Annotated in this window: 25 protein-coding genes; 13 read left to right on the top strand and 12 right to left on the bottom strand. The window is 70.6% G+C overall.

The annotated features are described in order from the left end of the window. Positions 1-57: 57 nt before the first annotated feature. From yjfF to ACFY9S_RS17010, 4 genes are all read right to left on the bottom strand, one after another. A complete protein-coding gene (gene yjfF, locus ACFY9S_RS17025; RefSeq protein ID WP_391128646.1) occupies positions 58-1,089 on the bottom strand; it encodes a galactofuranose ABC transporter, permease protein YjfF in 1,032 nt (343 codons plus the stop codon). Then, on the bottom strand, positions 1,086-2,180 hold the full coding sequence (locus ACFY9S_RS17020) for an ABC transporter permease (RefSeq protein WP_391128643.1): 1,095 nt from the start codon (positions 2,178-2,180) through the stop codon (positions 1,086-1,088). Before ACFY9S_RS17020 ends, yjfF begins: the two co-directional genes overlap by 4 nt. Next, the gene (locus ACFY9S_RS17015) at positions 2,177-3,715 is read right to left on the bottom strand and encodes an ATP-binding cassette domain-containing protein (RefSeq protein WP_391128640.1); all 1,539 of its coding nucleotides are present in this window, start codon (positions 3,713-3,715) and stop codon (positions 2,177-2,179) included. The genes ACFY9S_RS17020 and ACFY9S_RS17015 overlap by 4 nt, the downstream gene beginning before the upstream one ends. 96 nt (positions 3,716-3,811) lie before the next feature. Next, the gene (locus ACFY9S_RS17010; protein WP_391128638.1) at positions 3,812-4,816 is read right to left on the bottom strand and encodes a substrate-binding domain-containing protein; all 1,005 of its coding nucleotides are present in this window, start codon (positions 4,814-4,816) and stop codon (positions 3,812-3,814) included. A 1,578-nt stretch (positions 4,817-6,394) separates the two neighbouring features. Here ACFY9S_RS17010 and ACFY9S_RS17005 point away from each other — a divergent pair. Beyond that, positions 6,395-6,610, top strand: coding sequence for a hypothetical protein (locus ACFY9S_RS17005; protein WP_391128635.1), 216 nt, complete (start codon positions 6,395-6,397; stop codon positions 6,608-6,610). A 108-nt stretch (positions 6,611-6,718) separates the two neighbouring features. Continuing rightward, positions 6,719-7,246 carry a hypothetical protein gene (locus tag ACFY9S_RS17000; RefSeq protein WP_391128632.1) on the top strand — a complete coding sequence of 176 codons (528 nt, stop codon included), beginning with the start codon at positions 6,719-6,721 and terminating at the stop codon, positions 7,244-7,246. Between the two features lie 193 nt (positions 7,247-7,439). Here the strand turns inward: ACFY9S_RS17000 and ACFY9S_RS16995 are convergent, their stop codons facing one another. Both ACFY9S_RS16995 and ACFY9S_RS16990 read right to left on the bottom strand, forming a co-directional pair. Then, a complete protein-coding gene (locus ACFY9S_RS16995; RefSeq protein ID WP_391128629.1) occupies positions 7,440-7,733 on the bottom strand; it encodes an antibiotic biosynthesis monooxygenase in 294 nt (97 codons plus the stop codon). A gap of 308 nt (positions 7,734-8,041) precedes the next feature. Beyond that, a complete protein-coding gene (locus ACFY9S_RS16990) occupies positions 8,042-9,034 on the bottom strand; it encodes a PfkB family carbohydrate kinase (protein ID WP_391128626.1) in 993 nt (330 codons plus the stop codon). Positions 9,035-9,296: 262 nt separating this feature from the next. Between ACFY9S_RS16990 and ACFY9S_RS16985 the strand changes: the two genes are divergently transcribed. The 8 genes from ACFY9S_RS16985 to ACFY9S_RS16950 all read left to right on the top strand — a co-directional run bounded on the left by ACFY9S_RS16985 (position 9,297) and on the right by ACFY9S_RS16950 (position 15,493). After that, a complete protein-coding gene (locus tag ACFY9S_RS16985; protein ID WP_391128623.1) occupies positions 9,297-10,313 on the top strand; it encodes a substrate-binding domain-containing protein in 1,017 nt (338 codons plus the stop codon). Between the two features lie 156 nt (positions 10,314-10,469). Next, positions 10,470-11,483 carry an ABC transporter permease gene (locus ACFY9S_RS16980; RefSeq protein ID WP_391128620.1) on the top strand — a complete coding sequence of 338 codons (1,014 nt, stop codon included), beginning with the start codon at positions 10,470-10,472 and terminating at the stop codon, positions 11,481-11,483. Continuing rightward, positions 11,480-12,313 (top strand): ATP-binding cassette domain-containing protein, encoded by an 834-nt coding sequence (locus tag ACFY9S_RS16975; protein ID WP_391128617.1) that lies wholly within the window; start codon positions 11,480-11,482, stop codon positions 12,311-12,313. Before ACFY9S_RS16980 ends, ACFY9S_RS16975 begins: the two co-directional genes overlap by 4 nt. A gap of 79 nt (positions 12,314-12,392) precedes the next feature. Continuing rightward, positions 12,393-13,415 carry a substrate-binding domain-containing protein gene (locus tag ACFY9S_RS16970; protein WP_391128614.1) on the top strand — a complete coding sequence of 341 codons (1,023 nt, stop codon included), beginning with the start codon at positions 12,393-12,395 and terminating at the stop codon, positions 13,413-13,415. A 90-nt stretch (positions 13,416-13,505) separates the two neighbouring features. After that, positions 13,506-13,754, top strand: a complete 249-nt coding sequence (locus ACFY9S_RS16965) for a hypothetical protein (RefSeq protein ID WP_391128611.1) — start codon at positions 13,506-13,508, stop codon at positions 13,752-13,754. After that, the gene (locus tag ACFY9S_RS16960; protein ID WP_391128609.1) at positions 13,751-14,269 is read left to right on the top strand and encodes a GNAT family N-acetyltransferase; all 519 of its coding nucleotides are present in this window, start codon (positions 13,751-13,753) and stop codon (positions 14,267-14,269) included. The genes ACFY9S_RS16965 and ACFY9S_RS16960 overlap by 4 nt, the downstream gene beginning before the upstream one ends. A gap of 222 nt (positions 14,270-14,491) precedes the next feature. Continuing rightward, positions 14,492-14,863: a hypothetical protein gene (locus tag ACFY9S_RS16955; RefSeq protein WP_391128606.1), complete on the top strand. Its 372-nt coding sequence runs from the start codon at positions 14,492-14,494 to the stop codon at positions 14,861-14,863. Between the two features lie 285 nt (positions 14,864-15,148). After that, complete coding sequence (locus tag ACFY9S_RS16950; RefSeq protein WP_391128603.1) at positions 15,149-15,493, top strand: hypothetical protein; 345 nt, start codon at positions 15,149-15,151, stop codon at positions 15,491-15,493. 19 nt (positions 15,494-15,512) lie between these two features. On the opposite strand, the gene ACFY9S_RS16945 is transcribed toward ACFY9S_RS16950, so the two are convergent. Continuing rightward, positions 15,513-16,499, bottom strand: coding sequence for a LuxR C-terminal-related transcriptional regulator (locus ACFY9S_RS16945; protein ID WP_391128600.1), 987 nt, complete (start codon positions 16,497-16,499; stop codon positions 15,513-15,515). Between the two features lie 160 nt (positions 16,500-16,659). Between ACFY9S_RS16945 and ACFY9S_RS16940 the strand changes: the two genes are divergently transcribed. Both ACFY9S_RS16940 and ACFY9S_RS16935 read left to right on the top strand, forming a co-directional pair. Then, positions 16,660-17,178: a hypothetical protein gene (locus ACFY9S_RS16940; protein WP_391128598.1), complete on the top strand. Its 519-nt coding sequence runs from the start codon at positions 16,660-16,662 to the stop codon at positions 17,176-17,178. A 62-nt stretch (positions 17,179-17,240) separates the two neighbouring features. Next, entirely contained in the window at positions 17,241-17,846 is a 606-nt protein-coding gene (locus ACFY9S_RS16935; RefSeq protein ID WP_391128595.1) for a LuxR C-terminal-related transcriptional regulator, read from the top strand. Between the two features lie 224 nt (positions 17,847-18,070). On the opposite strand, the gene ACFY9S_RS16930 is transcribed toward ACFY9S_RS16935, so the two are convergent. The 4 genes from ACFY9S_RS16930 to ACFY9S_RS16915 are packed head-to-tail and all read right to left on the bottom strand — an operon-like array spanning position 18,071 to position 23,934. Further along, entirely contained in the window at positions 18,071-19,186 is a 1,116-nt protein-coding gene (locus ACFY9S_RS16930; RefSeq protein WP_391128592.1) for a 3-dehydroquinate synthase II family protein, read from the bottom strand. Then, the gene (locus tag ACFY9S_RS16925) at positions 19,158-20,147 is read right to left on the bottom strand and encodes a 2-amino-3,7-dideoxy-D-threo-hept-6-ulosonate synthase (protein ID WP_391128589.1); all 990 of its coding nucleotides are present in this window, start codon (positions 20,145-20,147) and stop codon (positions 19,158-19,160) included. Before ACFY9S_RS16925 ends, ACFY9S_RS16930 begins: the two co-directional genes overlap by 29 nt. Next, on the bottom strand, positions 20,144-22,411 hold the full coding sequence (locus tag ACFY9S_RS16920; protein WP_391128587.1) for an AMP-binding protein: 2,268 nt from the start codon (positions 22,409-22,411) through the stop codon (positions 20,144-20,146). The genes ACFY9S_RS16925 and ACFY9S_RS16920 overlap by 4 nt, the downstream gene beginning before the upstream one ends. A 35-nt stretch (positions 22,412-22,446) precedes the next feature. After that, positions 22,447-23,934 carry a multicopper oxidase domain-containing protein gene (locus ACFY9S_RS16915; RefSeq protein ID WP_391128584.1) on the bottom strand — a complete coding sequence of 496 codons (1,488 nt, stop codon included), beginning with the start codon at positions 23,932-23,934 and terminating at the stop codon, positions 22,447-22,449. A 252-nt stretch (positions 23,935-24,186) separates the two neighbouring features. Between ACFY9S_RS16915 and ACFY9S_RS16910 the strand changes: the two genes are divergently transcribed. Next, a complete protein-coding gene (locus ACFY9S_RS16910; RefSeq protein WP_391128581.1) occupies positions 24,187-25,755 on the top strand; it encodes a SagB family peptide dehydrogenase in 1,569 nt (522 codons plus the stop codon). A 6-nt stretch (positions 25,756-25,761) separates the two neighbouring features. Here ACFY9S_RS16910 and ACFY9S_RS16905 read toward each other — a convergent pair. Beyond that, positions 25,762-25,966 (bottom strand): hypothetical protein (locus ACFY9S_RS16905; protein WP_391128578.1); only part of this gene is annotated, 205 nt, incomplete at its 5' end.

Raw genomic sequence — 25,966 nt, 5'->3', positions numbered from 1 at the left:
CGGCCGCGCCGAGCGCGCCCGATCGCTTGCCGCCGTCGCGGCTCTCAGCCGTGCCCGTCAGGTCTTCCGGCGTGACGTCATGGTCCGCTGGATCAGGATGAAGGCGCACAGCAGCACACCGGTGGCGATCTTCGTCCACCAGGAGCTGAGCGTCCCCTCGAACGTGATCACGCTCTTGATCAGACCCAGCACCAGGACACCGAAGAGCGTGCCCAGCACATAGCCGGAACCGCCGGTCAGCAGGGTGCCGCCGATGACCACGGCGGCGATGGCGTCGAGCTCCATGCCGACGGCGTGCAGCGGGTCGCCCGACTGGATGTAGAGCATGAACAGCAGGCCCGCCAGGGCCGAGCAGAAGCCGCTCACCGTGTACACGGCGATCTTCGTGCCGCCCAGCGGAAGGCCCATGAGCAGGGCCGACTGCTCGTTGCCGCCGACGGCGTACACCCGGCGTCCGAAGCGGGTGTAGTGGAGCACGTAGGCGGCGACGGCGAGGACGACCAGGGCCACGACGGCGCCGATCGACAGGTCCCCCACGCCCAGGGACACCCGCGTCTGGGCCAGGGTGCCCACCGAGGCGTCGTTGATGGAGATGGACTCCTTGCTGATGACGAGGCACAGCCCGCGGAAGAGGAAGAGCCCGGCGAGGGTGACGATGAAGGGCTGGATCTCGAAGTTGTGGATGACGTAGCCCATCAGGAAACCGCCGAAGGCGCCGACGGCCAGTGCGAGGGGCACGACCAGGAGCAGCGGCAGTCCCTGGCGCTCCACCAGCCACGCCGTGAACATGGTGGTGAAGCCGATCATCGAGCCCACGGACAGGTCGATGCCGCCCGACATGATGACGAAGGTGGCACCGATGGCGGCGACCAGCAGATAGCCGTTGTCGATGAACAGGTTGAGGAACACCTGGGGTTCGCCGAAACCGTAGTTCTGGTACCGGCTGAGGCCACCGACGTACATGGCGATGAACAGGGCGGCCGTGACGAGGACGGGCAGGCGCCGGTCGCCGAGCAGGCGCGTGGCGCGGGCGCGGGAGGCGGTGCTGCCGCGCGGAGCCGCCTTGGGGGTCTGGGCGGTCGCGCTCATCGCGACACCTCCATCTTCGGGGCGGCGTCGGCCGCCGGAGCGGGCTCCACCGGGGCGGCGTCCCGGCGCGGGCCCTTGGGGCCCTTCGCGCCGAAGACCTTGGCCCGGAACTTCGGGGACTGCAGCAGGCAGACGACGATGACGACGGCGGCCTTGAAGACCAGGTTGGTCTGGGTCGGCACGCCGATGGTGTAGATCGTGGTGGTCAGGGTCTGGATGACGAGGGCGCCGACGACCGTGCCGCCGATGGAGAACCGGCCGCCGAGCAGCGAGGTGCCGCCGATCACCACGGCGAGGATCGCGTCGAGTTCGATCCACAGACCGGCGTTGTTGCCGTCGGCGGCCGAGGTGTTGGAGCTGATCATCAGGCCCGCGATGCCCGCGCACAGGGCGCAGAACATGTAGACCATGATCTTGATGCGGGTGGATCTGATGCCGACCAGGCGGCTGGCCTCGGCGTTGCCGCCGACCGATTCGACCAGCAGGCCGAGCGCCGTGCGGCGGGTCAGCGCCACGGTGACGGCCACCACCGCCGCCACCACGAAGATGGAGAAGGGCAGGGTCAGCCAGTAGCCGCCGCCGATCAGCTTGTACGGCTCGCTGTTGACGGTGATGATCTGGCCGTCGGTGATCAGCTGGGCGACACCTCGGCCCGCGACCATGATGATGAGGGTCGCGATGATGGGCTGGATTCCCATCCTGGCCACCAGGAAGCCGTTCCACAGACCGCAGACGACCGCGGCCACCAGCCCGATGCCCATCGCCAGGAACACCGCGGACAGGGTGTTCTGGTCGGTCTGGTCGCTGATGTACGAACAGGTCAGGGCTCCGGTGATGGCGACCACGGCACCGACGGAGAGGTCGATGCCGCCGGTGGCGATGACCAGGGTCATGCCGACCGCGACCAGGATCAGCGGTGAGCCGAACAGCACGATGGAGACGAGGCTGCCGTAGAGGTGGCCGTCCGTCATGTCGACCGAGAAGAAGCCGGGCGTGAAGGGGACGTTGACGAGCAGCAGGGCGATCAGCACGGCGACCGGCCAGAACAGGTGGTGATGCGTCAGTGCTCGCCAGCGGGAGGTGGTGGTCACTGGTGTTCTCCGCTCGCGATGGTCTCGAGGATCCTGCTGGTGGTGATCTCGGGCCCGTTGGTCAGCCGTGCCACGAGCCGGCGGTCGCGCAGCACTCCGATGGTGTGGCTGAGCCGGAGCACCTCCTCCAGTTCGGCCGCGATGTACAGCACCGACATGCCGTCCTCGGAGAGGGACACCACCAGTTTCTGGATCTCCGTCTTGGCGCCGATGTCGATGCCGCGCGTCGGCTCGTCCAGGATCAGCAGCTTCGGCTGGGTGATCAGCCAGCGGGCGAGCAGTACCTTCTGCTGGTTGCCGCCGCTGAGCCGGCCCACGCGGGCTTCCGGGTCGGCGGGGCGGATGTCCAGCGCCCTGATGTACTTGGCGACGAGTTCGTCGCGCTGGGAGGCCGGGATGGGCCGGGTCCAGCCGCGGGACGCCTGGAGGGCGAGGATGATGTTCTCGCGCACCGTCAGGTCGGGGACCAGGCCCTCGCTCTTGCGGTTCTCCGAGCAGAACGCCACACCGGCCGCGATGGCGTCGTTCGGGGCGCTCATGGAGACCTGCTTGCCGCCGATGGTCACCTTGCCGCTGTCGGGCTGGTCGGCTCCGAACAGCAGCCGGGCGAGTTCGGTGCGGCCCGATCCCAGCAGGCCGGCGAGTCCGAGCACCTCGCCCTTGTTGATCTGCAGGTCGAAGGGGGCGATCCCGCCGGTACGGCCGAGTCCCTCGGCCTTGACCAGGGTCTCGCCGACGTCGGTGTGCATCTGGTGCTCGGCCAGTTCGTCGAGCTGGTCCAGGGCCTTGCCGATCATCAGCTCGATCAGCCCGACCTGGTCGAGGTCGCGGACCAGGTGCTCGCCGACCAGGGTGCCGTTGCGCAGGACGGTCATCCGGTCGCAGACCTCGTAGATCTGGTCGAGGAAGTGCGACACGAACAGGATCGCGACGCCCTCGTCCCTCAACTGCCGCATCAGGCGGAACAGTTCGAGGACCTCGTCGCGGTCGAGGCTGGAGGTCGGCTCGTCGAGGACCAGCACCTTGGTGCCGGATCCCGCGGCGTCGCGGTCCCCGGTGCCCACCGACCGTACGATCGCGACCAGTTGCTGCACGGCCAGCGGGTACGAGGACAGCGGCGCGGCGACGTCGATGTCGAGTCCGAGCCGGTCGACCAGTTCCGCCGCCTCCTTGCGCAGCCGCTTCCACTGGATGCGGCCGGCGCGGGTGGGTTCGCGTCCGATGAAGATGTTCTCCGCCACCGACAGGTTGGGGCAGAGGTTGACCTCCTGGTAGACCGTGCTGATGCCGGCCTGCTGCGCCTGCAGCGGGCCGCCGAACCGCACGGACTCGCCGTCGAGGCTGATGGTGCCGCCGTCCAGGGAGTAGACGCCCGTCAGCACCTTGATGAGGGTGGATTTTCCGGCGCCGTTCTCGCCCATCAGGGCGTGGATCTCACCCGGGAAGAGCCGGAAGTCGACGCCCGACAGAGCCCTGACCCCCGGAAATTCCTTGACTATGCCCGTCATCTCCAGGACGGGCCGCGGCTCTGCCATGGCAGCGCTCCTCATGAATGGGTCCAGGTCCGCGGGGAGCCTCCCGGCCGGGGGATGCCGGCCGGCCGGAGGCTCCCCGCCGGTGGGGACGGTCGGTCAGTACTTGCGGGTGGGGAGCGCGTCCTTGGCCTGGTCCTGCATGAAGTCGCTCTCCTTGGTCTTGATCCAGCGCTCGACCGTCTCGCCGTCCTTGACCTTCTTCACGACCTCCATCAGCTGGGGGCCGAGCAGCGGGTTGCACTCGACGATGGCGTTGATCTTGCCCTCGGACATGGCGACGAAGCCGTCCTTCACGCCGTCGACCGTGACGATCAGGATGTCCTTGCCGGGCTTCTTGCCGGCCGCCTCGATGGCCTGGATGGCGCCGATGCCCATGTCGTCGTTGTGCGCGAAGAGCACGTCGATGTCCGGGTTGGACTGCAGGAAGGCCGCCATGACCTGTTTGCCGCCGGCGCGGGTGAAGTCACCGGTCTGGCTGACGACGATCTTCCAGTCGTCCGCGTGGTCGGCGTCCATGACCTCCTTGAAGCCCTTGGCGCGCTCGATCGCGGGGGCGGCGCCGGTGGTGCCCTCCAACTGTGCGATCTTCACGGCGCCCTTGTGGCCCGCCTTCTCCAGGACCTTCTCCAGGATCTTGGCGGCGCGGCGGCCCTCGTCCGTGAAGTCGGAGCCCACCAGGGTCACGTACAGGGAGTCGTCGGAGGTCTCGACGGAGCGGTCGGTGAGGACCACCGGGATCTTCGCGGCCTTGGCCTCCTTGAGCACCGCGTCCCAGCCCGTGACGACCACCGGCGAGAAGGCGATGACGTCGACCTTCTGCGCGATGTAGTTGCGGATCGCGGAGATCTGGTTCTCCTGCTTCTGCTGGGCGTCGGAGAACTTGAGGGTGTAACCCGCCTCCTTCGCCGCCGACTTCACCGAGTCGCTGTTGGCGGTGCGCCAGCCGCTCTCCGAGCCGACCTGGGAGAAGCCGAGGGTGATCGCCTTGCTGCCGCTGCCGGCGGCAGCGGCAGAGGCGCCGTCCTCCTTGGCGCAGGCCGTGAGTCCGGTCGCAGCCGCGACACCGACCGCCGCGGTGAGGAAGTTCCTTCTGCTGAGCATGCTTGATCTCCTTCGTTGAGCCGGCCCGGGGATGGGACTCGGTCACTGCGGCTTCTGACGTTCCGTCGGAAACCGGGGAAGTAATGCCGTTCTGCGGGCCGACCAACGTTCGAAATATTGAACATGCGTGGCGCGTGCCGTCAGAGGGTGGCCGGGGTGGAGTGCGGCTGGGAACAACCGGATACAGAGGGCGGGGAGCCGGCGAGGTGCTCGGCACCGGAGGATCGGATCGGCGGGCAGGGCGGGATCAGGGTGGGGGTCGGCGAAGTGGTCGTGACACTGATGCCGCCCGGCCGACGCGGGCGATGGGTCCGGGCTCGATGACGACCGGAGGTGTTCCGGTCGGGCCGCTCCCTCGTTCCACTCCTCGACGGCTCCAGGAGCAGGGCGCGGCTTCACTCCGCCACTGCGAAGAGGCCCTGGCAGACCCCGCTCAGCAGAGGTGCCGAGAACTCCGGCTCCGGGGCGAGAACCCGGACCCGGCGGCGTCGCAGGGAGTACGGGCGCTCACTTCGCCCGGTTTTCGCAAGGAGAAGCGCGGTCTAATCGTTGGCCGCAACCTGCCAGGGAGGTATTGCTGCGCGCCGGATATGCCACGACCGTACCTCCCTCAAGTGTGTCAGTGATGAGGAGGTCATATGAGCGCTCACCATCCCCCCTGGTCAAGAGGTTGCGCGAGAAGCAGGCCATCACGTTTGGGTAACGCGGGGCAGCGGGCGAAGCGGACTGCCCGCCTGCCACCCGGCGCGAGAGTGCCTTCTTTCGGCAGAGATATTGACGCTCGGCAGACATGCCCATACTTTCGATCGCTGAACGAAGTATCGAACTCCGTACGACATCCCGGACGATCGACCCCGCTAACGATTCCTCCTTGCGCGCTGTCCGGGTCGGAGCCACGAAACGAGGGCACCGTCATGACGGCGACAGGTCCGGCAGCGCCGCGATCCGTGCGACCCGTCCCTGCCCGCTACCGCCCACGGGACGGGATCGCGAACCCCGGACGCCTCGCGGCCGGACCACGGCACGACTCGGCTTGGGGCGGCGCCCCCTCATCGCACGGTGCGCACCTGAGGAGCTGGGCATCGGGCGCAGGCCGGGCCGCCACCCGCCCGGCCGGGGGCCAGGAGGCGGCCGGGGTCGCGGCCGACTGCGGCTACGCCGACCAGTCGCATCTGCACCGGGACATCGTGGCGTTCACCGGTGTGACCCCCGCGACCGTGGCCGGCCAGTCGCTCGTCGCGACGGCAGACATGGCGTGGGTGGACCATGTGCCGCGCCTCCCGGCACGATGGGGCCATGCGCCAGCCGACCGTTCCGACGGGCCGCACCGGCCACCACCGACAACCGGCGGAGACACCCGAAGCGGACGACTTCCCGGGCGGGGTACCTGATCACTCGCCCGAAGCAGCTGCGGCCGGAGCCGCTCCGTCGATCATTCGGCCGACTCCGGGTCACGTTGCGTGATGGCCGGGCCTGGGGGGAAGGATGCACCTGCGCAGTCATCGGGTCGATCACGACCTGACCGGACCCGCACCGGCAGCGCACCCATGCGCACACATGACACATAGGGGGACTCTGGTGATCGAGCTGGGCATACTGTTCGGCCTGTTCCTGATGACAGCGCTGGCTTTGATCTTCGTGCTCCTGCGACGGCAGAACAGCAGGACAGAAAACGCCGACGGACTCCTCATCGAGCAAACACGGCGGATACAGGCGCAGAACGATCGAGTGACCTACGGAAGGGGGATGGGGAACGGCTACATGCCGACCACGCGCGATCCCTACCGTCGCTGAGGGTCCTGGTGGTTATCACTGTCAGGTCATCTCCCGGCGGCGCGGCCGGCGTAATGGTGCCGCGGGGTGGGCGTGTGCCGGCTCCACCCCGACTGGAGGTCACCTGAGTTGGTTCCCGCACGAGTACTCGCCGCTGTGCCGTCGGCTCTGGTGGCTCTCGCCCTGTCCGGTTGCTCGTCCCTGTGGGCCTGCACCGACACGACGGCGGAGCGCGGTGAGGCGGGTGTCAGGGTGCGGGTCGAGGACACGTCCGGGCGGTCTCTCGGCGTCACCGCCGAGGTCGTCGACTGGCGGCTTGAGCCCCACCCGCAGCTGCCCGCCGAAGGTGACCGGGTCTACTTCCACTACCGCTTCGACGGCGCTGACGACACATCCGGCCCCGCGGTGGACGCCTGCGCGGTCGATGAGGAGCGCGTGGCGTTGGGGTGTCGGACGGTCCATTCGTCCGAGGCGTTCGGGCCGGGCGGTGACCGCACGGGCGACGAGTGGCTCGCCGTCGAGCACCCTGAGCGGGTTGCCGGAGTGCTGTTGATCCCCAATGACCAGGCCTACGACAGACGAACCTGCGAGCAGGACAGCAAGGACGGTGGCGGACGGCATCCTCCGGAACCGGCCGGCGTGGGGGACCGACTGTAGGCGCCATTTCAGCCGGCGCTCAGGGGGATGATCCTCGCCGGCAGGTGACGGACGGGGCGACCGGATCGTCCACGGCAGGCGGTACGTGGGAGACGACCAGCATGACCGAACCCGGGATGATCGCCGTCTCCCGCCGGCCCGGCGGCTCTTCCGGGCGGAGGTCGTGCACGACCGGCCTGGTGCCGAACGCGCTTCAGGCCAGGGGCTCGAGGAATGTCAGGACGGAGGCGTCCTCCTCGATCAGCGGCATGAGGGCCGCGTTGAACGGGGCGCCGTACGGGGCCTTCAGATGGGCCTGGAAGGCGTCCTCGTCCCGGTAGACCTCGAAGATCCAGTAGGCGCGAGGGGCAGCCGTTTTGGTGTAGACGTCGAAGGCCAGGTTGCCTTCCTCTTCGCGCACCTTCAGGGCGTAGTCCCGGATCAGGCGGGTGACCTCGTCCTCCGCTCCCTCGCGGGCGGTGAATTCGGCGAGCAGGGTCTTCGTCATGGTCTTCCGTCCTTGTCGGTCGGGTGATCGGATTCTGGTGGGATGAGCGAGTTCTCGTGGGATGAGCGGGGGTTTCCGGGCGGGTCAGCGGGTTCCGGTCAGATTCAGCCGTCTCCGGCGGACCACGGGGTTCCGTGGCGTTCAGCAGGCTCCGGTGGACCACGGGGTTCAGCGGGCTTCAGCCGACTCCGGCGGATCACGGGGTCCCGTGAGATCCAGCGGGTTCCGGCGGATCAGCAGGCTTCCGTGGGATTCAGCAGTCCCGTGGCGTTCAGCAGGCTCCCTGGACTCCAGCAGGTCCCGTCGGATCAGCGGGTGGAGTCGAGGTGCCGGACGGCGGACGCGTCCGTCGTGAGCGGCAGTGGCGACAGCCGGTCCTGCCAGGGCGGGTTGGGTCCGGCCACCGAGCAGGTCAGGGCGGCGACCTTCACGGCGAACAGGCAGGCCGCCTCGACATCGGCGAGACGCAGGTCCGTCAGCCTGCCGCCGAGGAGTCCCTGGGTGCCGAGGTGGTGCAGCAGGCCTGCGGTGAAGGAGTCCCCCGCGCCGACCGTGTCGACGACCGGTGTCGCCACCGCGGGCACCTGGACCCGCTGCCCGTCGAGTGAGGCCAGGGCGCCGTCGGCGCCGCGCGTGATCACGACGAGCCGCGCCCCCGCCGCATGCCAGGTGTCGCACGCCTGCTCGGGCGGTGTCCCGGGCAGGAGGAGCTCCAGGTCGTCCTCGCTCAGCCGCAGGACGTCCGCGAGGCCGCACCAGTGCGCAAGCCGGGCGCGGTAGACCTCGGGCCGTACCAGGAGCGGGCGGACGTTGGGGTCGATGCTGATCGTGGCCCCGGGGGCGGCCGCCGCCAGGAACTCCTCCACCACCGCCGCCCCGGGTTCCTTGACCAGGGCCAGCGACCCGGTGTGCACACAGGCGGTGCCGGCCAGGTCGACCCCGGCCAGTTCCGCGCCGGTCCACTGCCAGTCGGCGGTGGCCTGGGCGTGGAAGGAGAACGCGGCCTGACCCCGGGCGTCCAGTTCGGCCACGGCGAGCGTGCTGGGCTCGGGGGCCTCGACGGCGCACGAGAGGTCCACGCCGGATTCCGCGAGGTGGGCCCGGAAGAGGCGGCCGAACACGTCGCCGGACAGCCGGGCGAGGAAGCGGGCCGGAGTGCCGAGCCTGGCCAGGGAGACCGCCGTGTTGGCGGGTCCGCCGCCCGGGAGCACGCGCAGAGCGAGTTCGTTCCGGGCGCGTGCGGGTTCGGTGAACGCGTCGGCGACGCATTCTCCGAGGACGGTGATCTGGCGCGGGTTCATGGGCTGCTCTTCTCTGGGAACGCGCGGAGCGGAAAGGATCGCGATCGGGCATGACCCGGGCATGCCGACGAAGGACTTCGGAGCGGGGCGGCCACCGAGGGGCGTTGCCGATTTGTGACGAGTGCAAGGCATTGACGTTGCCGGGGAACGGAGTCCATCATCCTCGCCAAGCAGTGTCAACGATGACATCGGTCAACGTTGACATCGCAGGACGGCAGGCCCCGCTGTCGACCACCCGCCCGACATCCCGCAGGAGTCGTTCATGTCACGCACCTCTCGTCTGCCCTCCTCCTTGCTCAGAGCCGCCGCGTGCACGGGTGTCGCAGCGCTCGCCCTGACCGCCTGTGGATCCGGATCCGGATCGGGATCGGGCAGCACCGGCTCGGGCGAGGTCAAGGTCGGCCTCATCACCAAGACCGACACCAACCCCTTCTTCGTCAAGATGAAGGAGGGCGCGGAGAAGACCGCGAAGGCCGAGGGCGTCAAGCTCATGACGGCGGCCGGCAAGTTCGACGGTGACAACGCCGGTCAGGTCACCGCCATCGAGAACATGGTCGCCTCCGGCGTGAAGGGCATCCTGATCACCCCCAGCGACTCCAAGGCGATCGTGCCCGCGATCGAGAAGGCCAAGGCCAAGGGTGTGCTGGTCATCGCCCTGGACACCCCGACCGAGCCGCAGAGCGCGGTGGACGCCCTCTTCGCCACGGACAACCTCAAGGCCGGCGAGCTGATCGGCGAGTACGCCAAGGCCGCGATGAAGGGCAAGACCGCGAAGATAGCCGCCCTCGACCTCGCGCCGGGCGTCTCCGTCGGCGTTCAGCGGCACAACGGCTTCCTGAAGGGCTTCGGCGTCACCGACAAGGACGTCGCCTGTGCTCAGGACACCGGCGGCGACCAGTCCAAGGGCCAGACCGCGATGGAGAACTGCCTCCAGAAGGAACCGGGCATCAACGTCGTCTACACCATCAACGAGCCCGCCGCGCTGGGCGCGTACACGGCGCTGAAGGCCAAGGGCCGGGAGAAGGACGTCCTGATCGTCTCCGTCGACGGCGGCTGCACCGGCACCCGGGCCGTCAAGGACGGCAAGATCGCCGCGACTTCGCAGCAGTACCCGCTGAAGATGGCCGCCGAGGGCGTCAAGGCCGTCGTGACGTACGCGAAGGACGGCAAGAAGGTGTCGGGTTACACCGACACCGGCGTCACCCTGGTCACCGACAAGGCGCAGGACGGGGTCGCTTCCAAGGACACCGCCTACGGCCTGGAGAACTGCTGGGGCTGAGCCGCCGCCCCCGGCCGCCTCGCGGCTGCCGTCGTTCGACACCCCTGAAGCGGGGCGGCCGGACCCACCGCTCCGGCCCGGGACGGGCCGCCCCCTCGTCCTCCTGCCGCCCGACAAGGCCGGACAAGGACTTCTGCCTTCCGACAAGGACCTCGCATGACTGCCACGTCCACGCCACCCTCCACGTCAAAGCCGTACGCGGAGCTGAAAGCGCCGACCACGGTCCGCAGACTGCTCACGCAACCGACCACGGGCCCGCTGGTCGCCCTGCTTCTCGCCTGTGTCTTCTTCTCCGTCTCGACCGACCAGTTCCTCACGGGCGGGAACTTCTCGCTCATCGTGCAGCAGGTCATGGTGGTCGGCACCCTCGCCATCGGCCAGACCCTGATCATCCTCACCGCGGGCATCGACCTGTCCTGCGGTGCCGTGATGGCGTTCGGCAGCATCGTGATCGCCAAGATGGCCGCCGAGGGCTCCCTGCCGCCGCTCGCCGCCATCGCGCTGGGCCTGGCGGTCTGCGGCGGCTTCGGTCTGCTCAACGGGGCGCTGGTGCAGAAGATCCCGCTGCCGCCGTTCATCGTCACCCTGGGCATGCTCAACGTGGCGTTCGCGCTGACCCACATCTACTCCGAGGAGCAGACGGTCACCAACCTGCCCGGCCCGCTGACGGCCCTCGGGCAGACCTTCCCGCTCGGCAATACCGACATCACGTACGGCTCGCTGGTCACCATCGGCCTGTTCCTCCTCCTCGCCTACGCGCTGAGCAGCACCGGCTGGGGCCGGCACGTCTACGCCCTGGGCAACAGCCCGGAAGCGGCACGGCTGAACGGCATCCGCACCTCCCGGCTGACCATCGGCGTCTACACCGCGGCCGGCGTCCTCTACGGCATCGCCGCACTGCTGCTCATCTCCCGCACGGGAGTCGGTGACCCGCAGGCCGGGCAGACCGACAACCTCGACAGCATCACCGCCGTGGTGCTCGGCGGCACCAGCCTCTTCGGCGGACGCGGGTCGGTCCTGGGCACGTTCATCGGCGTCCTGATCGTCGGTGTGTTCCGCAACGGGCTGCAGCTGATGGGCGTCGCGTCGATCTACCAGACCCTGATCACCGGTGTCCTGGTGATCCTCGCGGTGACCGTCGACCAGATCTCCCGGAGGAAGGCCCGATGACCACCACCACCGAGACCCCCGTTCTGCAGGCGCGCGGTCTGGTCAAGCGCTACGGCCAGGTCACCGCCATCGACGGCGCCGACTTCGACCTGCTGCCCGGCGAGGTCCTCGCCGTCATCGGCGACAACGGCGCCGGCAAGACCAGCCTCATCAAGGCCCTCACGGGCGCGGTGGTGCCGGACGAGGGCGAGATACGCCTGGCCGGCAAGCCGATCCAGTTCTCCGGCCCGCAGAGCGCACGCGCCCACGGCATCGAGACGGTCTACCAGGACCTCGCCGTGGCGGCCTCCATGGACATCGCCTCGAACATGTTCCTCGGCCGCGAGCTGCGCCGCCCGGGCATCCTCGGCAGCGCCTTCCGCATGCTCGACAAGAAGCGCATGCGTCAGGAGGCCGCCGAGCACATGGCCGACCTGAAGATCGGTTTGCGCTCACTGACCCAGTCGGTCGAGACGCTCTCCGGCGGACAGCGGCAGGCCGTCGCGGTCGCCCGCGCCGTCGCCTGGGCCCGCAGCGTCGTCGTCATGGACGAACCCACCGCCGCCCTCGGCGTCAAGGAGTCCGGCCAGGTCCTCGACCTCATCCGCCGAGTCCGCGACAAGGGCATGCCGGTCGTCCTGATCAGCCACAACATGCCGCACGTCTTCGAGATCGCCGACCGGATCCACGTCCACCGGCTGGGCCGGCGCGCCGCCGTGATCAAGCCGTCCGACTACTCCATGGCGGAGGTCGTCGCCATCATGACCGGCGCGCTCACCGTCGACGAGGCTGGAGATACTGTCGTAGCGGATTCCGAGGCCGCGAAGGCCGCCGGAGTACAGGCCACCTGACAGCGCAAACCCCGCTCTCGCATGTTCCGGCCGAGGCCGCGGCCCGGAACCCGGGAGCACTCAGGAGACGGTTTCCTCCATGGCAGCGAGCCGCCGCCCCACCCTGGCCGATGTCGCCAAAGAAGTAGGCGTCAGCGCCAAGACGGTCTCCCGAGTCCTCAACGAGGACGGGCCCGTCTCGGCGCGGACGCGGGAACACGTACTCACCGCGGTGGCCAAGTTGGGCTTCCAGCCGAACCTCATGGCCCGCAACATCCGCGTCGGCGGGCCGGACACGACCATAGGGCTGGTCGTCCCCGACCTGGCCAACCCCTTCTTCGGAGCGGTGGCCCGCGGCATCGAGGAAACGGTCCGGGACCGCGGACTGACCCTGCTCATGGGCTCGTCCGCCGACGACCCGGAGCGTGAGCGCGCCCTGACGGCCCAGTTCCTCGCCCGGCGCGTCAGCATCCTGATCGTCGTACCGTCCGTCGGCGCCGACCACTCCGACCTCAAGTCGCACCGTACGGCGGGGCTGCCCATCCTCTTCCTCGACCGGCCGGGCGTCGGCCTGTCCACGGACAGCATCGTCAGCTCCAACCGCGCCGGGGCGCACGAGGGCGTGGCCCACCTCATCGCCCACGGGCACCGCCGCATCGGCTTCGTCGGCGACCTGCCGGTCAAGCTGTACACCCGTCGTGAGCGCCTCGCCGGATACCGGGCGGCCCTGCAGGAGGCCGACCTCCCCTACGACCGCTCGCTGGTCGCCAGTGCGCACGACCAGCGGGGGGCCGAGGCCGCGACCTCCCGGCTGCTCGACCTGGCCGATCCCCCCACGGCCCTGTTCGCCGGGAACAACATCATGGCGCTCGGCATCGTCGCCGAACTCGCCCGCAGCAAACGCAAGGAGGTGGCCGTCGTGGCCTTCGACGACGTGTCCCTCGCCGAAGCCCTGGAACCGGCCCTGACGGTCGTCGCCCAGGACCCCGAGGAAGTCGGCCGCAGGGCCGCGGCCACCTCCCTGGCCCGGCTCGACGGCGACCGCTCCAGGGCACGCACCATCACCGTTCCCACCCGCCTGATCGTCCGCGGCTCGGGGGAACAACCCGCGCCCAAGCCGTAGGCGGATTGCCGGCCGCCGTCTCCGGGGCAGTGACAGTCGCGAAGGGGCCGACGTGGCCACGTCGGCCGGGAAGGCACGCCCGTGCTTGCGGTGGACGACGACAGCACCACGCCAGGCGGCGGTTCGCTGCTCGATGAGATCGTCCGGGAGGGCGCACGACGGATGCCGGTCGCCTCGCTGGAGGCCGAACCAGGCGCAGTAGCAGCGGAGTTGGCCGACGGGTCCGTCCCGCGACGACGGCGGGCCGTGAACGCGCCCCGCCTCGTCGCCCTCGTCCCCGCCGGAGGCCGGTTCGAACCCGGCCGGTTCGTCGAACGCCCCGAGGCGGTCGCGGCATGAGCCCCCTCGCGGCCCAGGCCATCGGCACCAGGCGCCTGGACCTGCTGCCGCTGCGGATCGAGCACGCCGAGGAGATGGCCGCCGTGCTGTCCGATCCCGCCCTGCACACCTTCATCGGCGGTACTCCGGACACCCCGCAGGCCCTGCGCTCGCGCTACCGGCGCATCAGCGCGGGCTCTCCCGATCCGGCCGTCTCCTGGCTGAACTGGGTGATCCGTCTGCGGGACGAGGCCTGCCTGACGGGCACCGTCCAGGCGACGGTCAGCCCCTCCGGCCACGGAGCCGTCGCCGAGGTCGCCTGGGTGGTGGGGGCGCCGTGGCAGGGGAGGGGCATCGCCACCGAAGCGGCCCGAGGGCTCGTCGACTGGCTCGGCCGGCAGCCGGTGCACGCCGTCGTCGCCCACATCCACCCCGCGCATCGGGCATCCGCCGCCGTCGCCACCGCCGCCGGGCTCACACCCACGGACGCATGGCAGGACGGTGAGATCCGGTGGCACCGGATCGTCGGCCGATGACTCGACGGCGTTCAGGTCGTGCCGAGTGACCAAGTCACGGGCGCTACACCATGCGAAGGCGCTGCGCGTGACATGTCCGGAAGAACCATGACAGCGGCCGTGCGAGTGCCACGGTGAGGTGCGACCTCGACAACGTTCCTGCCGTTCGTCGGCGTTGTGCTCGGCGGCCTCGTATCGACCTTGGCCCAGTACTCGTTGGGTCGCGCGTCGAAGCGGGCCGAAGTGCGGCGGAGCTCTCGTGAACGCGCCGAGGCACGTCGCAACGAACGCGTCGACCATCTCGTCGACTTCCTGTCCGCGGTCCAGGAGGCCGAACGGGTCGCCGTGGACCGCTACCACCACGGTCTCGCCGACGAGCAGTGGGAGGCACGGGCCAAACAGTCCATCGACAGGATGTGGGTGGCGCAGAAGACGATCCACATGCTGTGCGCGTCCGAGGTGAACGAGGCGGCACGTCGTCTGGCGTACGACGTCCAGGACGTGATCAGAAAGGGTCCCGACGACCCGGAAGCCCCGCAGGACGAGAAGGTCTGGGCCTGCATTCGCCCCAGCCGGAGGGCGTTCCTCGATGTCGTGCGCGACCACTTGGAGTAGCCGCCACGGCTACGGCGCCGACGGACCGCTCCGTTCAACGTGCTGCGATGCGGGACCGGGCCGCCGACGACAGCGACATGTTCCGCGGCTCCCGGTGTGCAACTCCCTGCCAGGCAGCTTCCTGGCGTGGCCGGATGCGGACAGGGGGACCGGCGGGGTGGTTGTCTCTTCTCAGCGGCCGGGAAGCGCGGGGAACGCGGAACGGTCCGGGGGAGCTGAAGCACCACTGGCTCCATGCGCAGCGTCGCGAAGGTCCTGACTCACGCAGGGAAACGGAGACCAGAAATGATCCGCATCACCAAGCGTTGTTCCGCCGCCGTCGTCCTCGGCTCGGCCGTGCTCGCCACCCTCGCCTGGGCGGCGCCCGCTCAGGCCGCCGGGCAGCAGGCCGGGTCGCAGGGCGCCGGCTCGGCCGTCGCCGCGCAGGGCGAGATCCCGGTCGACGTCGTACTGCCGCACCTGCCGGGCACGCCCGACGACTTCACCTGGACCCCGCTGCCGCTGGGCGGCGACGACTTCACCTGGACGCCGGGTCCGCTGCACAGCGGGGACGACTTCGGCCGGCAGGGGTCGCCGGCCGAGGGCCCCGACGACTTCACCTGGCAGCCCGGTCCGGTGGGCGAGCGGTGATCCCGTCGGTGACCGGCCGTCAGATCCACTGGCGGCGGGCCGCCTGGACCCCCGCCTCGAAGCGGCTGGAGGCGCCCAGGCGCTCCATCAGCTCGGCCATGATGCGGCGTTCGGTGCGGACCCCGATGCCGAGGGCCCGGGCCACCGCCTCGTCGGTGAGGCCGGTGGCGAGGAGTTGCAGGAGTTTGCGCTCCTGCGGGGTGAGGCCCTGCGGCTTCTCGTCGGGTGAGGACTGCTGATGGAACGGCGTCGCGTGTTCCCAGTACGCCTCGAACAGGGCCCGCATGGCGAGCACCACCGGCCGGCTGTGGAACATCAGGGCCGCGGGGCCCGTCTGGCCGGGCAGGTTGGCCACGATGGCCGCGGTCGTGTCGATGATGAGCAGGCGCATCGGCAGGGTCGGCGAGGTGCGGATCTCGCTGTTGTGCTCCGCCATCCACTGCGCGTGGGTTCTGGTCACCCGGTCGTTGACGGCGCTGTCGAGGTAGATCGAGCGGAACCGGACGCCCCGGGCGAGCGCCCGCTCGTTCAGCGGACGGGACGCCTCGATGGCCTCCTTGGTCAGGCCGCCCACGGGGTGGAAGACGAGGGACTCCTGCTGGCACGACTCGGCGAGGGCCTCCAGCCGGATGCGGATCTCGTCCACGTTGTCGAGCTGCTCGGTGCCGTCCGAGCCGGACCCGGCCGAGGCCGTGTACTCGGCGGCGAGCGCGGCGAGAGCGGCCCGGTTCTGTTCGATGCGCTGTTGCCGCCAGGCCAGTTCGTCCTGTTCCCGCTGGAGCAGGACCTTCAGTCCGAGCGAGGGGTTCACCGCGCGCAGCGTGCCGGGTGAGTCTCCCGAGGGAGCGAGCAGCGACAGGTCCGACAGGCGTGTGAGTGCCATGTGTACGTCGTCGCGGCCGATGTCGAGGAGCTCGGCGAGCTTGTCCGGATCATGTTGCTTGTGGAACAGGATCGCGCGGTACACCGCGAGGGTCTGCTGGTCGAGCGGCGATACGTCGTCCATGTGGCGTCTCCCCCTTGAACCACATGTGAACCACATGTCTGGACCGGACCGCCGCGCCGGCTCGCGAACGGCGGCGCGGCACAGGGGAGTGTCGCCGGGTGTGCGAAGAACCCCCGTAGATCGTTCACATATTGGCCACGTTACCCGCTCAGGAGTTCCGGTGTCGCACACAGTCGCACATGTACTACCGCCGTTGCACGGCTGTGTCGTCCTCGTCGTCGACGCCACCACCGGCGTCGGTCGGCGGGTCACGAGTCAGCTGTGCGCCCTGGGCGCCGCGGTCGCCGTGGTCGGTGCCGGGCATCCGGGGCGTGGTGACGACGCCGCCACCAACGCCGCGTTCCTGTGCAAGGAACTGGCCGGAATCGGGTTGGTCGCGCTGCCGTATCAGGCCGATGTGGAACGGCCCGAGACCTTTCGCGCGCTGACCGGTCAGATCGCCGCCGACCTCGGTCCGGTCACCGCCAGTGTCGTGGTCGTGCCGTCCGCAAGCGGAGGCGAGGGGCCGGTCCAGGCTTTCCGCGTCCTGTCGGGTGTGGTCGCGGCCTCTCTGCCGGCCGGCGCCGAGCACATCGAGGTCGACGTGAGCCGCGCGGGCTTCAGCCTGGAAGAGGCGGCCCAGGCGGTGGTGGAGCGGCTGGTGCGACGGCACGAGCGGTGGCGCACCCCCTCCGGGTGACGGCCGGCGCCTGTCATGTTTTCCCGAGTCTTTGCCTTAGTCCTGCCGTACGGGGGTCGAGCATGTCGATACGCATAGTCCTCGCTGGTGATCACCAACTCGTGCTGGAGGCCTTCGCCGAGACGCTCAACGGCGTCGACGGGCTGGAGGTCGTCGGCCTGGCCACGTCGTACGACTCCGTCCAGCCGGCCGTGGAGCGGCACCGGCCGACGGTGCTGCTGCTCGGCGAGTCCACGATGGGCGGGAGGGCGCTGCGCGTCGCGACCGACGTGCGCAGCCGGCATCCCCGGTGCGGGGTGGCGCTGATGGTCGGGGCGGCGACGTCGTCGGTGGTTGACCGGGCCGTGGCGGCCGGCGCCCTGGGTGTGGTGCCGAAGAACGCCCGGCTGCCTCAGCTGGTCACGACGCTGATGGGCGTCGCGGGTGGCTGCCTGACCGTCGACCCGTCGCTGCTGCGGCCGGTCGCCGTCGGTGAACTGTCGCTGAGCATCAGGGAGATGGACGTGCTGCGGCTGACGGCCGGTGGGGCGACGGTGAAGGAGATCGCGGGCGAGCTGTACCTGGCGGCGGGCACGGTACGGAATCTGACGTCCGCCGCGATCAAGAAGCTCGGCGGGCGCAACCGGTTCGACGCGGCGCGGATCGCCGGGGAACACGGGCTGCTGTGAGGGCGGTACGGGTGGTGCGGGGCCGTGCTGGGGGTGCCGACAGTGCTGGCGGTGTATGCGGTGCTGGCGGTGCTGGCAGTACGCGCGGTGCAGGCAGTGTGGGCGGTGCGGGACGTGCGCCGGCCCCGGCACAGAGGGTGCCGGGGCGGGGCGTCGGGGCCGTGCGGTCGCTGCTCAGGCTCGTGCGGTCGCTACGGCGACGGGTGTGCGGTGCGGTGCCGGGCTCACTTCTCCAGGCAGAACTCGTCGATGGGGTAGCCGACATGGCGGTCGGCGGTGGGCAGGTGCCCGAGGATGGTGTCGCCCTCCTTCAGCTCCGTGGAGTTGAGGACCGCGGCGTTCGGGCCGAGGACGCGCACGTGCCAGTCGTCCTGGAGGATCAGGTTGACCGTCTGACCGCTCGGGGCGACCGCGTCGATGGAGATCAGCGGACGGGTCTCGATCTTGACGCGGCCGACGCTGACGGGCCGGGTGCGGCCCTTGACGTCGACGGCCAGCACCTTGCTACCGGCGTGGAGTTCGCTCAGGTAGTGGGTGCGGCCGGCCTGCGAGACGGTGTACGAGTGCAGGGCACCGGCGTTGACCCGGAACGGACGGGTCGGCATGTACGGCAGCGGGTGGGTCTCGCTGACGCACAGCACCATGCCCTTGGAGTGCGAGCCGACGAGGATGCCCTCGTCCTTGCGGAAGTGGGTCGTGGTGTCGACACAGGCCCGCTCCCCCATGCCGATGTGCGTGGTCCGGGTGACGGTGAGTTCGACCAGGTCGATCTCGCCGCCCCGGGCGCTGGCGGCGGTCCGCAGGGCCGTGGCGTCGCCGACGGTGTTGGCCCGCATCAGGACGCCGTCCGAGCCCAGTTCCAGGACGCCGTAGATGATCTCGGCCTCCTCGGTGTTGGAGGCGGTGGTGATGATGGAGCCGGGGGCGCCGGTGGCGGCGGCGATCACGATCTCCAGCGGGATCTTGGTGGGGTCGCGGAAGTCCAGCACGCTCCACGGCTCCAGGCGGGCCGCGAGGCAGGCGTCCTCCAGCGTGTCGGCATCGACGATCTCCACGTAGCGGCCGAACTCGACGTCCGGGTGGGCCTCCTGGAGAGCGGTCCGGGCCTCGCGGGGGCCCGGGACGACCACCAGGTCGGCCGCGCCGAGGTCGGCGGGGACGGCGTCGAGGCCGTCCTCGAAGAGCAGGACCTTGCGGACGGTGGGCGGCAGGCCGGCGAAGGCGGCCGGGTCGGCGGCGACGATGCCGTCGATGCGCTGGTGCAGGGCCTCTTCGAGAACGGCCTGGATGGCGGTGCCGGCGCGGCGGATGTCAAGCCAGCACAGTTTTACGTCCGTCATGATGCGGACCTCCTGTCGGGTGTGAAAGGTCGGAGAGGTGGTGGGTGTCGCGGGCGGTGCGGGTTTCGCCGTCGAACGGGGAGCCGGGCGCGCCGGGGTGGGCCGGGGCGTCCAGGTGATCGGGGGTCAGCCGCTCGGTCCGGTGTGCGTCGGCCGGGAAGGCGAGCGGGGCGAAGTGCTGCTCCGGGAAGTGGTGGATCAGCCGGGCGACCTTGGCGGCGAGCTGCCGCGGGTCGGCGGCCTGGAAGATGTTGCGGCCCATCGCCACCCCGCCTGCGCCGCCGGCCAGGGCGTCCCGGACGTAGGCCAGGACGTCCTCCTCGGTGGGCATCGCGGGGCCGCCCGCGACGAGTACGGGCACCGGGCAGGCGGCGGTCAGGTCGAGCATCTCCGCGGTCGAGCCGAGGAAGACGGTCTTGACCAGGTCGGCGCCCAGGTCGGAGGCGACGGTGACGGCGTGCGCCACCAGGTCCGGGTCGCGCGGGTCGGTGACCCGGGGGCCACGCGGGTACACCATGGCGAGCAGCGGCAGGTTCCACCGGTCGCAGGCGTCGGCGATCCGTCCGAGGTCGCCGATCTGCTGCCGCTCGTCGTCGGAGCCGACGTTGACGTGGACGCTCACCGCGTCCGCGCCGAGCCGGAGGGCCTCCTCGACCTGTGTCACCACGTACTTCGCGTCGGGGTCGAGCGCCTGGCTGGTGGACGCGTTGAGATGGATGATCAGCGACATCGCTGCGAACCGCTCCGGGCTGATGTGGCGGACGCTGCCCTTGTGCACGACGACCGCGTCCGCGCCGCCGGCGGCGAGCTGCCCGGCGAGGTGGTCGAGGCTGGTGCCCTTGGGTGCGACGGGACCGTCGCTGATCGAGTGGTCGAGAGGGGTGATCATCAGGCCGGCGGTGCTGTGACGGTAGAGCCGCCGCAGCCTCAGTGACCTGGCGAAGTGGCCGAATGCGGTCATGGGATGCCCTTTCTGTTGCGCGGATCGGTACGCGTACGCCGGTCGGTGGCCCGGCGGGCGTCTGGTCCGGCGGTGCCGCCGGGGTCGGGCGGACCGGTGCCGCGTCGCTCCGCGGGTGGCGGTGCGGGGGCGCCTGCCGCGCGCTGCGGTGCGGGGCCGCCTGCCGCGGGCTGTCGTGCGGAGCCGCCTGCCGGGCCCGGCGGCGGGCCTTCGGTGGTACGCCGGTCGGTGGCCCGGCGGGCGTCTGGTCCGGCGGTACCGCCGGGGTCGGGCGGACCGGTGCCGCGTCGCTCCGCGGGCTGCGGTGCGCGGCTGCCTGACGCGGGCTGCCGTGCGCGGCTGCCTGACGCGGACTGCCGTGCGGGGCCGCCTGACGCGGACTGCCGTGCGGGGCCGCCTGACGCGGGCTGCCGTGCGGGGCCGCCTGACGCGGGCTGCCGTGCGGGGCCGCCTGCCGGGCCCGGCGGCGGCGGGTCTTCGGCCGGAGGGTGTCCCGCCGGGCGGCCTCCCGCCGGGGGGATGGGCTCCGTCGCGGGCACCGGCCCCGTCGCAGACACCGGCCCCGTGCCGGACACCGACCCAGTCGCAGACACCCGCCCCGTGCCAGACGGCGTCGCCGTGCCAGACACCGGCCCCGTCGCGGACACCGGCCGCGTACTGGACACCGGCCCCGTCGCGGAGTTGGTGGTCCTCGTCGGCGGGGTGTTTCCCGCTGGGCGGGTCCGTACCGGGGCGGTGGCCTCTCGTAGTCTGGCCCGGTCCGGCTTGCCGGACGGTGTCAGCGGCAGTTCGGGCCAGACCGAGACGCTGACCGGGGCGTGTTCCGGGGTGAGGGTCGCGGCGACGTAGCCGCGCAGGTCGCACGAGGTGTGGCCGGCGCCCGAGTGGAGTTCGACGGCGGCGTGGACCTGCTCCACCAGGTCCTCGTCGCGGACGCCGAACACCGCCGCCTGCCGCACCTGCGGGTGCCGCAGCAGGGCCGCCTCGATGGCGGCGGGGTCGAGCTTGAGGCCGCCGTGCTTGATGACGTCGCCGACCCGGCCGTCCAGGCGGAGGTAGCCGTAGCGGTCCCAGTGCCCCAGGTCGCCGGTGCGCAGCCAGCCGTCCCGGTAGGTCGTCCCGGTGAGCTCCGCGTCGTCGAGGTAACCGGCGGACACCGTCGGCGAGTCGACCCAGATCTCGCCGGTCCGGCCGCGGCCCAGCGGGGTGCCCGAGTCGGCTGCCCGGATCTCGACGCGTACCCAGGGGAAGGGCCGGCCGGCCGAGCCCAGCAGTTCGGGCTCGCGGTGGTCGAGCGGGGTGAGGCTGCTGATGCCGCCTGCTTCGGTGGTGCCGTACACCTGGATCAGTACGTCGCCGAAGACGCGGACCGCCTGCCGGACCCGCTCGGGGGCGGCCGGGGTGCCGCTGTAGGTGATGCGGCGCAGCGACGACAGGTCGTACGACGTGACCAGGGGATGGTCGAGCAGGCGGTACAGGTGGGGCACGGCCAGGTAGACGTCGGTCACGCCCAGTTCGGCGATGGCCGTCAGGGTCGCGCCCGCGTCGAACTCGTCGTGCAGGACGACCGTGCCGCCTCCGCACAGCACGGCGTCGGCCATGGGTGCCGTCGTGTGGCTGACCGGCGTGACGGACAGCAGGGTCGCCGGGCCCCGGGGGTCGAGTCCGGAGGCCAGCCGGCCGACGAGGTGCTCGCGGGTGCCGTAGCGCTGGGCGACCATCTTGGGGCGGCCGGTGCTGCCGCTGGTGAAGTCGACGACGGCCAGGTCGCCGGGTTGCGGCGGCGGGGCCGGCGGCACGGTGTCGTGCCCCTCCGCCGTGCGCGGGATCGCCCGCACGGTCAGGCCGGGCCGCCGCCGCGCCAGCCATCGGCCGCGGGCCGCGCTCTCCTCGTCCGTGTCGTCCACGAGCAGCAGCGCCACCCCGAGGTCACGCAGCAGCCCGGTCTGGGTGGCGACCGAGAACGTCTCGGTGTCCGTGCGCGGGTTCATCGAGCGGACGTAGACGGAGGTGGCGCCGAGGAGATGGACGGCCCAGCGGGCGCTGAGCATCAGCGGGTGGTTGGGGCCGGTCAGAATGGCGACGGTGGTGCCGGGGCGGACGCCGTGGGAGTGCAGGAGCGCCGCGCTGCCCAGGACGGACGCGCGCAACTCGCCCGCCGTCACCGTGATGTCCGGCCGGTGCAGGACGATCCGGGTCGGATCGCGGCCCAGTGCCGCGAGAACGCGGCGGGCATAAGGCCGCGTTGTTGCCTCGGTGTCCATGGTCCTCCTTTCCAGAAGAAGAAGTCGATACGGAGTCAGGAGATCTTCATTTGCGCCATCATTCCCATGGCGCTGTGGTCGATCATGTGACAGTGGTACGGATAAACACCGCGGTGTGAATCGAAGGTGAGCTGGAGTTTCGCGGTCTGGCCGGGAAAGAGCAGCACGGTGTCCTTCCATCCGGTCTCCGCGGGATACGGCGGCTGCCCGTCCCGTTCGAGAATGCGGAACTGCACCAGATGGGTATGGAAGTTGTGCGGGACGGTGGCGCTCTTGTTGGTGACCGTCCACACCTCGGTGCTGCCCCACTCGATGTGTGTGTCGATGCGAGCGGGGTCGAAGGTCCTGCCGTTGATGTAGGCCTGGTGGCCGCCGGAGCCGGGCTCGTCCATGGAGAGGTCGAAGCTGCGTTCCACGGTCGGTTTCGCCAGGGCCGGCAGCACGGCGAGGGTGCCGGGGACCCTGCTGGTGTCGGCGGTGCGTTCGCCGACGTCGAAGCGCATGACCTGGCCGACGAGTTCGGTCGGGCCCGGCCCGAGCATGTTGGCGAGGGTGAGCTCGGTGCCGGGCGCGTACTTCGAGAAGTCGACGACGAAGTCGATGCGTTCGCCCGGGGACAGGACCAGCACGGGTGTCTCGGCGGGGGCGGCGAGCAGGCCGCCGTCGGTGCCGATCTGCTGCACGGGGTGCTGGGTGGCGGACCCGTCGGACAGCGCGAGAATGAAAATGCGCAGGTTGCAGGAGTTGACCAGCCGGAAGCGGTACTTGCGGGCCGCGACCTTCAGACGGGGCCAGGGGCGGCCGTTGACCAGGATGGTCGTGCGGTTCTCCGCGTCGTCCATCGTGTAGACCAGCTGGGCGTTGTCGTCGAAGTGCGCGTCGCGCAGGACCAGCGGGATGTCGTACTTCCCGGACGGCAGGCCCAGCCGGTCCTCTGCGGGGTCGCGCAGCAGGTAGAGGCCGGACAGGCCCCGGTAGACGTGCTCGGACTCCATGTGGTGCGCGTGGTCGTGCGTCCACAGGGTGGCGCCGGGCTGCCTGTTCTCGTACACGTAGGTCCGTCTGCGGCCCGGCGCGATGGTGTCCATCATCCCGCCGTCGTGCGCCACCGGGTTGTTGCCGCCGTGCAGGTGCACCGAGGTCGGCATGTCCAGTGCGTTGATCTGCTGGACGACGGTGGTCCGGCCGGTGCGGGCGCGGATGGTGGGGCCCGTGAACGAGCCGTTGTACGTCAGGGCGTCGGTGCGGGTGCCCGGCAGGATCTCCACGCCGGTGCGGCGCATCGTGATCCGGTAGTGGTCGGCGGTCTTGGTGCGGCGGTACGGGGCGAGGACCGGTGGGATCGTCAGGGGCAGTGAGAAGGGTTCGACGGGGGTGGCCGCCGTGCCCGCCGGGGCGGCCTTCCCGGCCGCCGCGCCCTGCCCCGCGGCGGTGAGCGTCCGGAAGACCCCGCCCGCCGCGCCGACCGCGCCGACGGCGCCGGTGGTGAGACCGAGACGTATCGCATGTCGACGACTGAACACGAGGTTTTCCTTCGCTGTCGGTGGTGGTGGAGGGTGAATTCGTGTTCCGAGCATGCGCTTCGGGCGCCGAATGTCCGAGGGAATGCCGTCCGCCCCTGTCATCTGTCACGCATTCCATGACCTCGGTCACGAGCGGGAATGGTGACTGTCATTCGGTGCGGCCGGTTCGGGAGGAGCGGGTGTAGCGGGCCGCACAGTGGATTTCGACAGGTTCCGTACCAGCGAGTCCGTACCGGAGGCCCCATGAATCCCGTGACCACGAGAGCGATCACCGAGAAACCCCCCGAGTCCGCCGTCCGGGCGCTGCGCGGCGGCGTGCGGGTGACGTTCGACGACGGCACGGACACGGCGCTGCTGCGGGGTCCCGTCACCTCTCTCGCCCTGCGCCCGGTGCGCGGCCCGCTGCGTACGGTCCTCCTCCGGCTGGCCGAGGGCCCGCTGCCGCGCGAGGAGTTGTACGAGGGCCTCGACGCCGCCGGGCGGAAGCGGGCCGACGCCTTGCTGGAGCGGGCCGGGCAGCTGCTGGCGTACAGCGTGCTGACGCACGACGAGCCCCCGCTGCGGCGGGAGTTGGTCCGGCTGGAGCCGACCGCGCGGGACGCCGCGCACCGGGTCGCGGACGTGGGCGCCGGCGACCGTGTCCGACTCTCCCGGTTCGCGTTCTGCCGTAGCCGTGACGGCGTGCTGGTCCTGGAGTCACCGCTGGTGAAGTTCCGTGCGGTGCTGGCCGACCGGGCCGCGCGCGAACTCGCCGCGGCTCTGGGGCAGCCGGGGCGGGCGGGCGGCGCCGGGGAGGTCACCGGGCTGAGCGAGACGGAGACCCTCGACGTGCTGTCCCACCTCGTCGGTCTCGGTTTCGCCGAGGTCGCGGGCCCGGACGGCACGTTCGCCTCCGACACCGAACCGGTGCTGCGGCAGTGGGACTTCCACGACCTGCTGTTCCACTCGCGTGTCCGCTCGGGGCGCTACGACGGTGCCTTCGGTGCCGTCTACCCGTACCGGGGCGAGATCGGCCCGGAGCCCGCCGTGAAGCCCGTACCGCCCGGCCCGGTGACCGAGCTGCACCGCCCGCGGCGCGCCGACCTCGACGCCGCCGACCCGTCACTGACCTCAGCGATCGAGTCCCGCCGCTCCCACCGCACCTTCGGGGAACGGGCGTTGACGGCACGTGAGCTGGGCGAGTTCCTGTACCGGGTGCAGCGCGTGCGCGTGCACCGCACCCCGGGCCCGGGCTCCCCCGGCGAGGACGAGGTCGTCTCGCGGCCGTACCCGAGCGGCGGCTCCCTGTACGAACTGGAGCTGTACGTCACGGTGGTGCGCTGCGAGGGGCTGGAGCCGGGCATCTACCACTACGACTCCTATGCGCACCGCCTGGTCCTCGTCAGCTCCGAGGAGGAGGCCCGGCGGGCGCTGCTGGGGGTGGCGTCCCGCTCGGTGGGCTTCGACGTCCATCCCGACGTGCTGTTCACCGTGACCTCGCGGTTCCAGCGCATGGCGTGGAAGTACCGGGCGATGGCCTACGCGACGACGCTGCGGCACACCGGGGTGCTCTACCAGACCATGTACCTGGTGGCCACGGCGATGGGCCTGGCGCCCTGCGGGCTGGGCAACGGCGACGCCGACCTGTCGGCGAGGGTGCTGGGCCTGGACTACCTCCGGGAGTCCTCGGTGGGCGACTTCCTGCTGGGTACGCCGGCCGGCGGCACGGCACCGCCCGCCGACCCGGGCGAGGAATGGCACATGGTGAACAGCCCCGACTGGGCAATTCCGCTCGACGGCCCCGGAAAGCCGGGCGGCGGCGAAAAGTCACTCGCCCCGTGATAAATGTCAGCCGGCGACCGCGAACCCTGGCGCCGGGATGACGGCCCGAGCAATATTGATGTCAGAGCCGGACGGGAAGGAAAAAGAATCCCGGAAGGCGACCAGGAATGCATGGCCGGAATTTCCGGCGACGGAAATACCCGGCCTCGACGAAAGGAATGCGACATGACCGCCAAGGACATCAAGAACCAGGACGCGGACAAGGCGTTCG

It is taken from the genome of Streptomyces sp. NPDC012474, assembly GCF_042955185.1.
Lineage (GTDB): Bacteria > Actinomycetota > Actinomycetes > Streptomycetales > Streptomycetaceae > Streptomyces > Streptomyces cahuitamycinicus.
The sequence above is the reverse complement of the archived record's forward strand: the minus strand, read 5'-3'. Positions and strand labels throughout refer to the sequence as shown.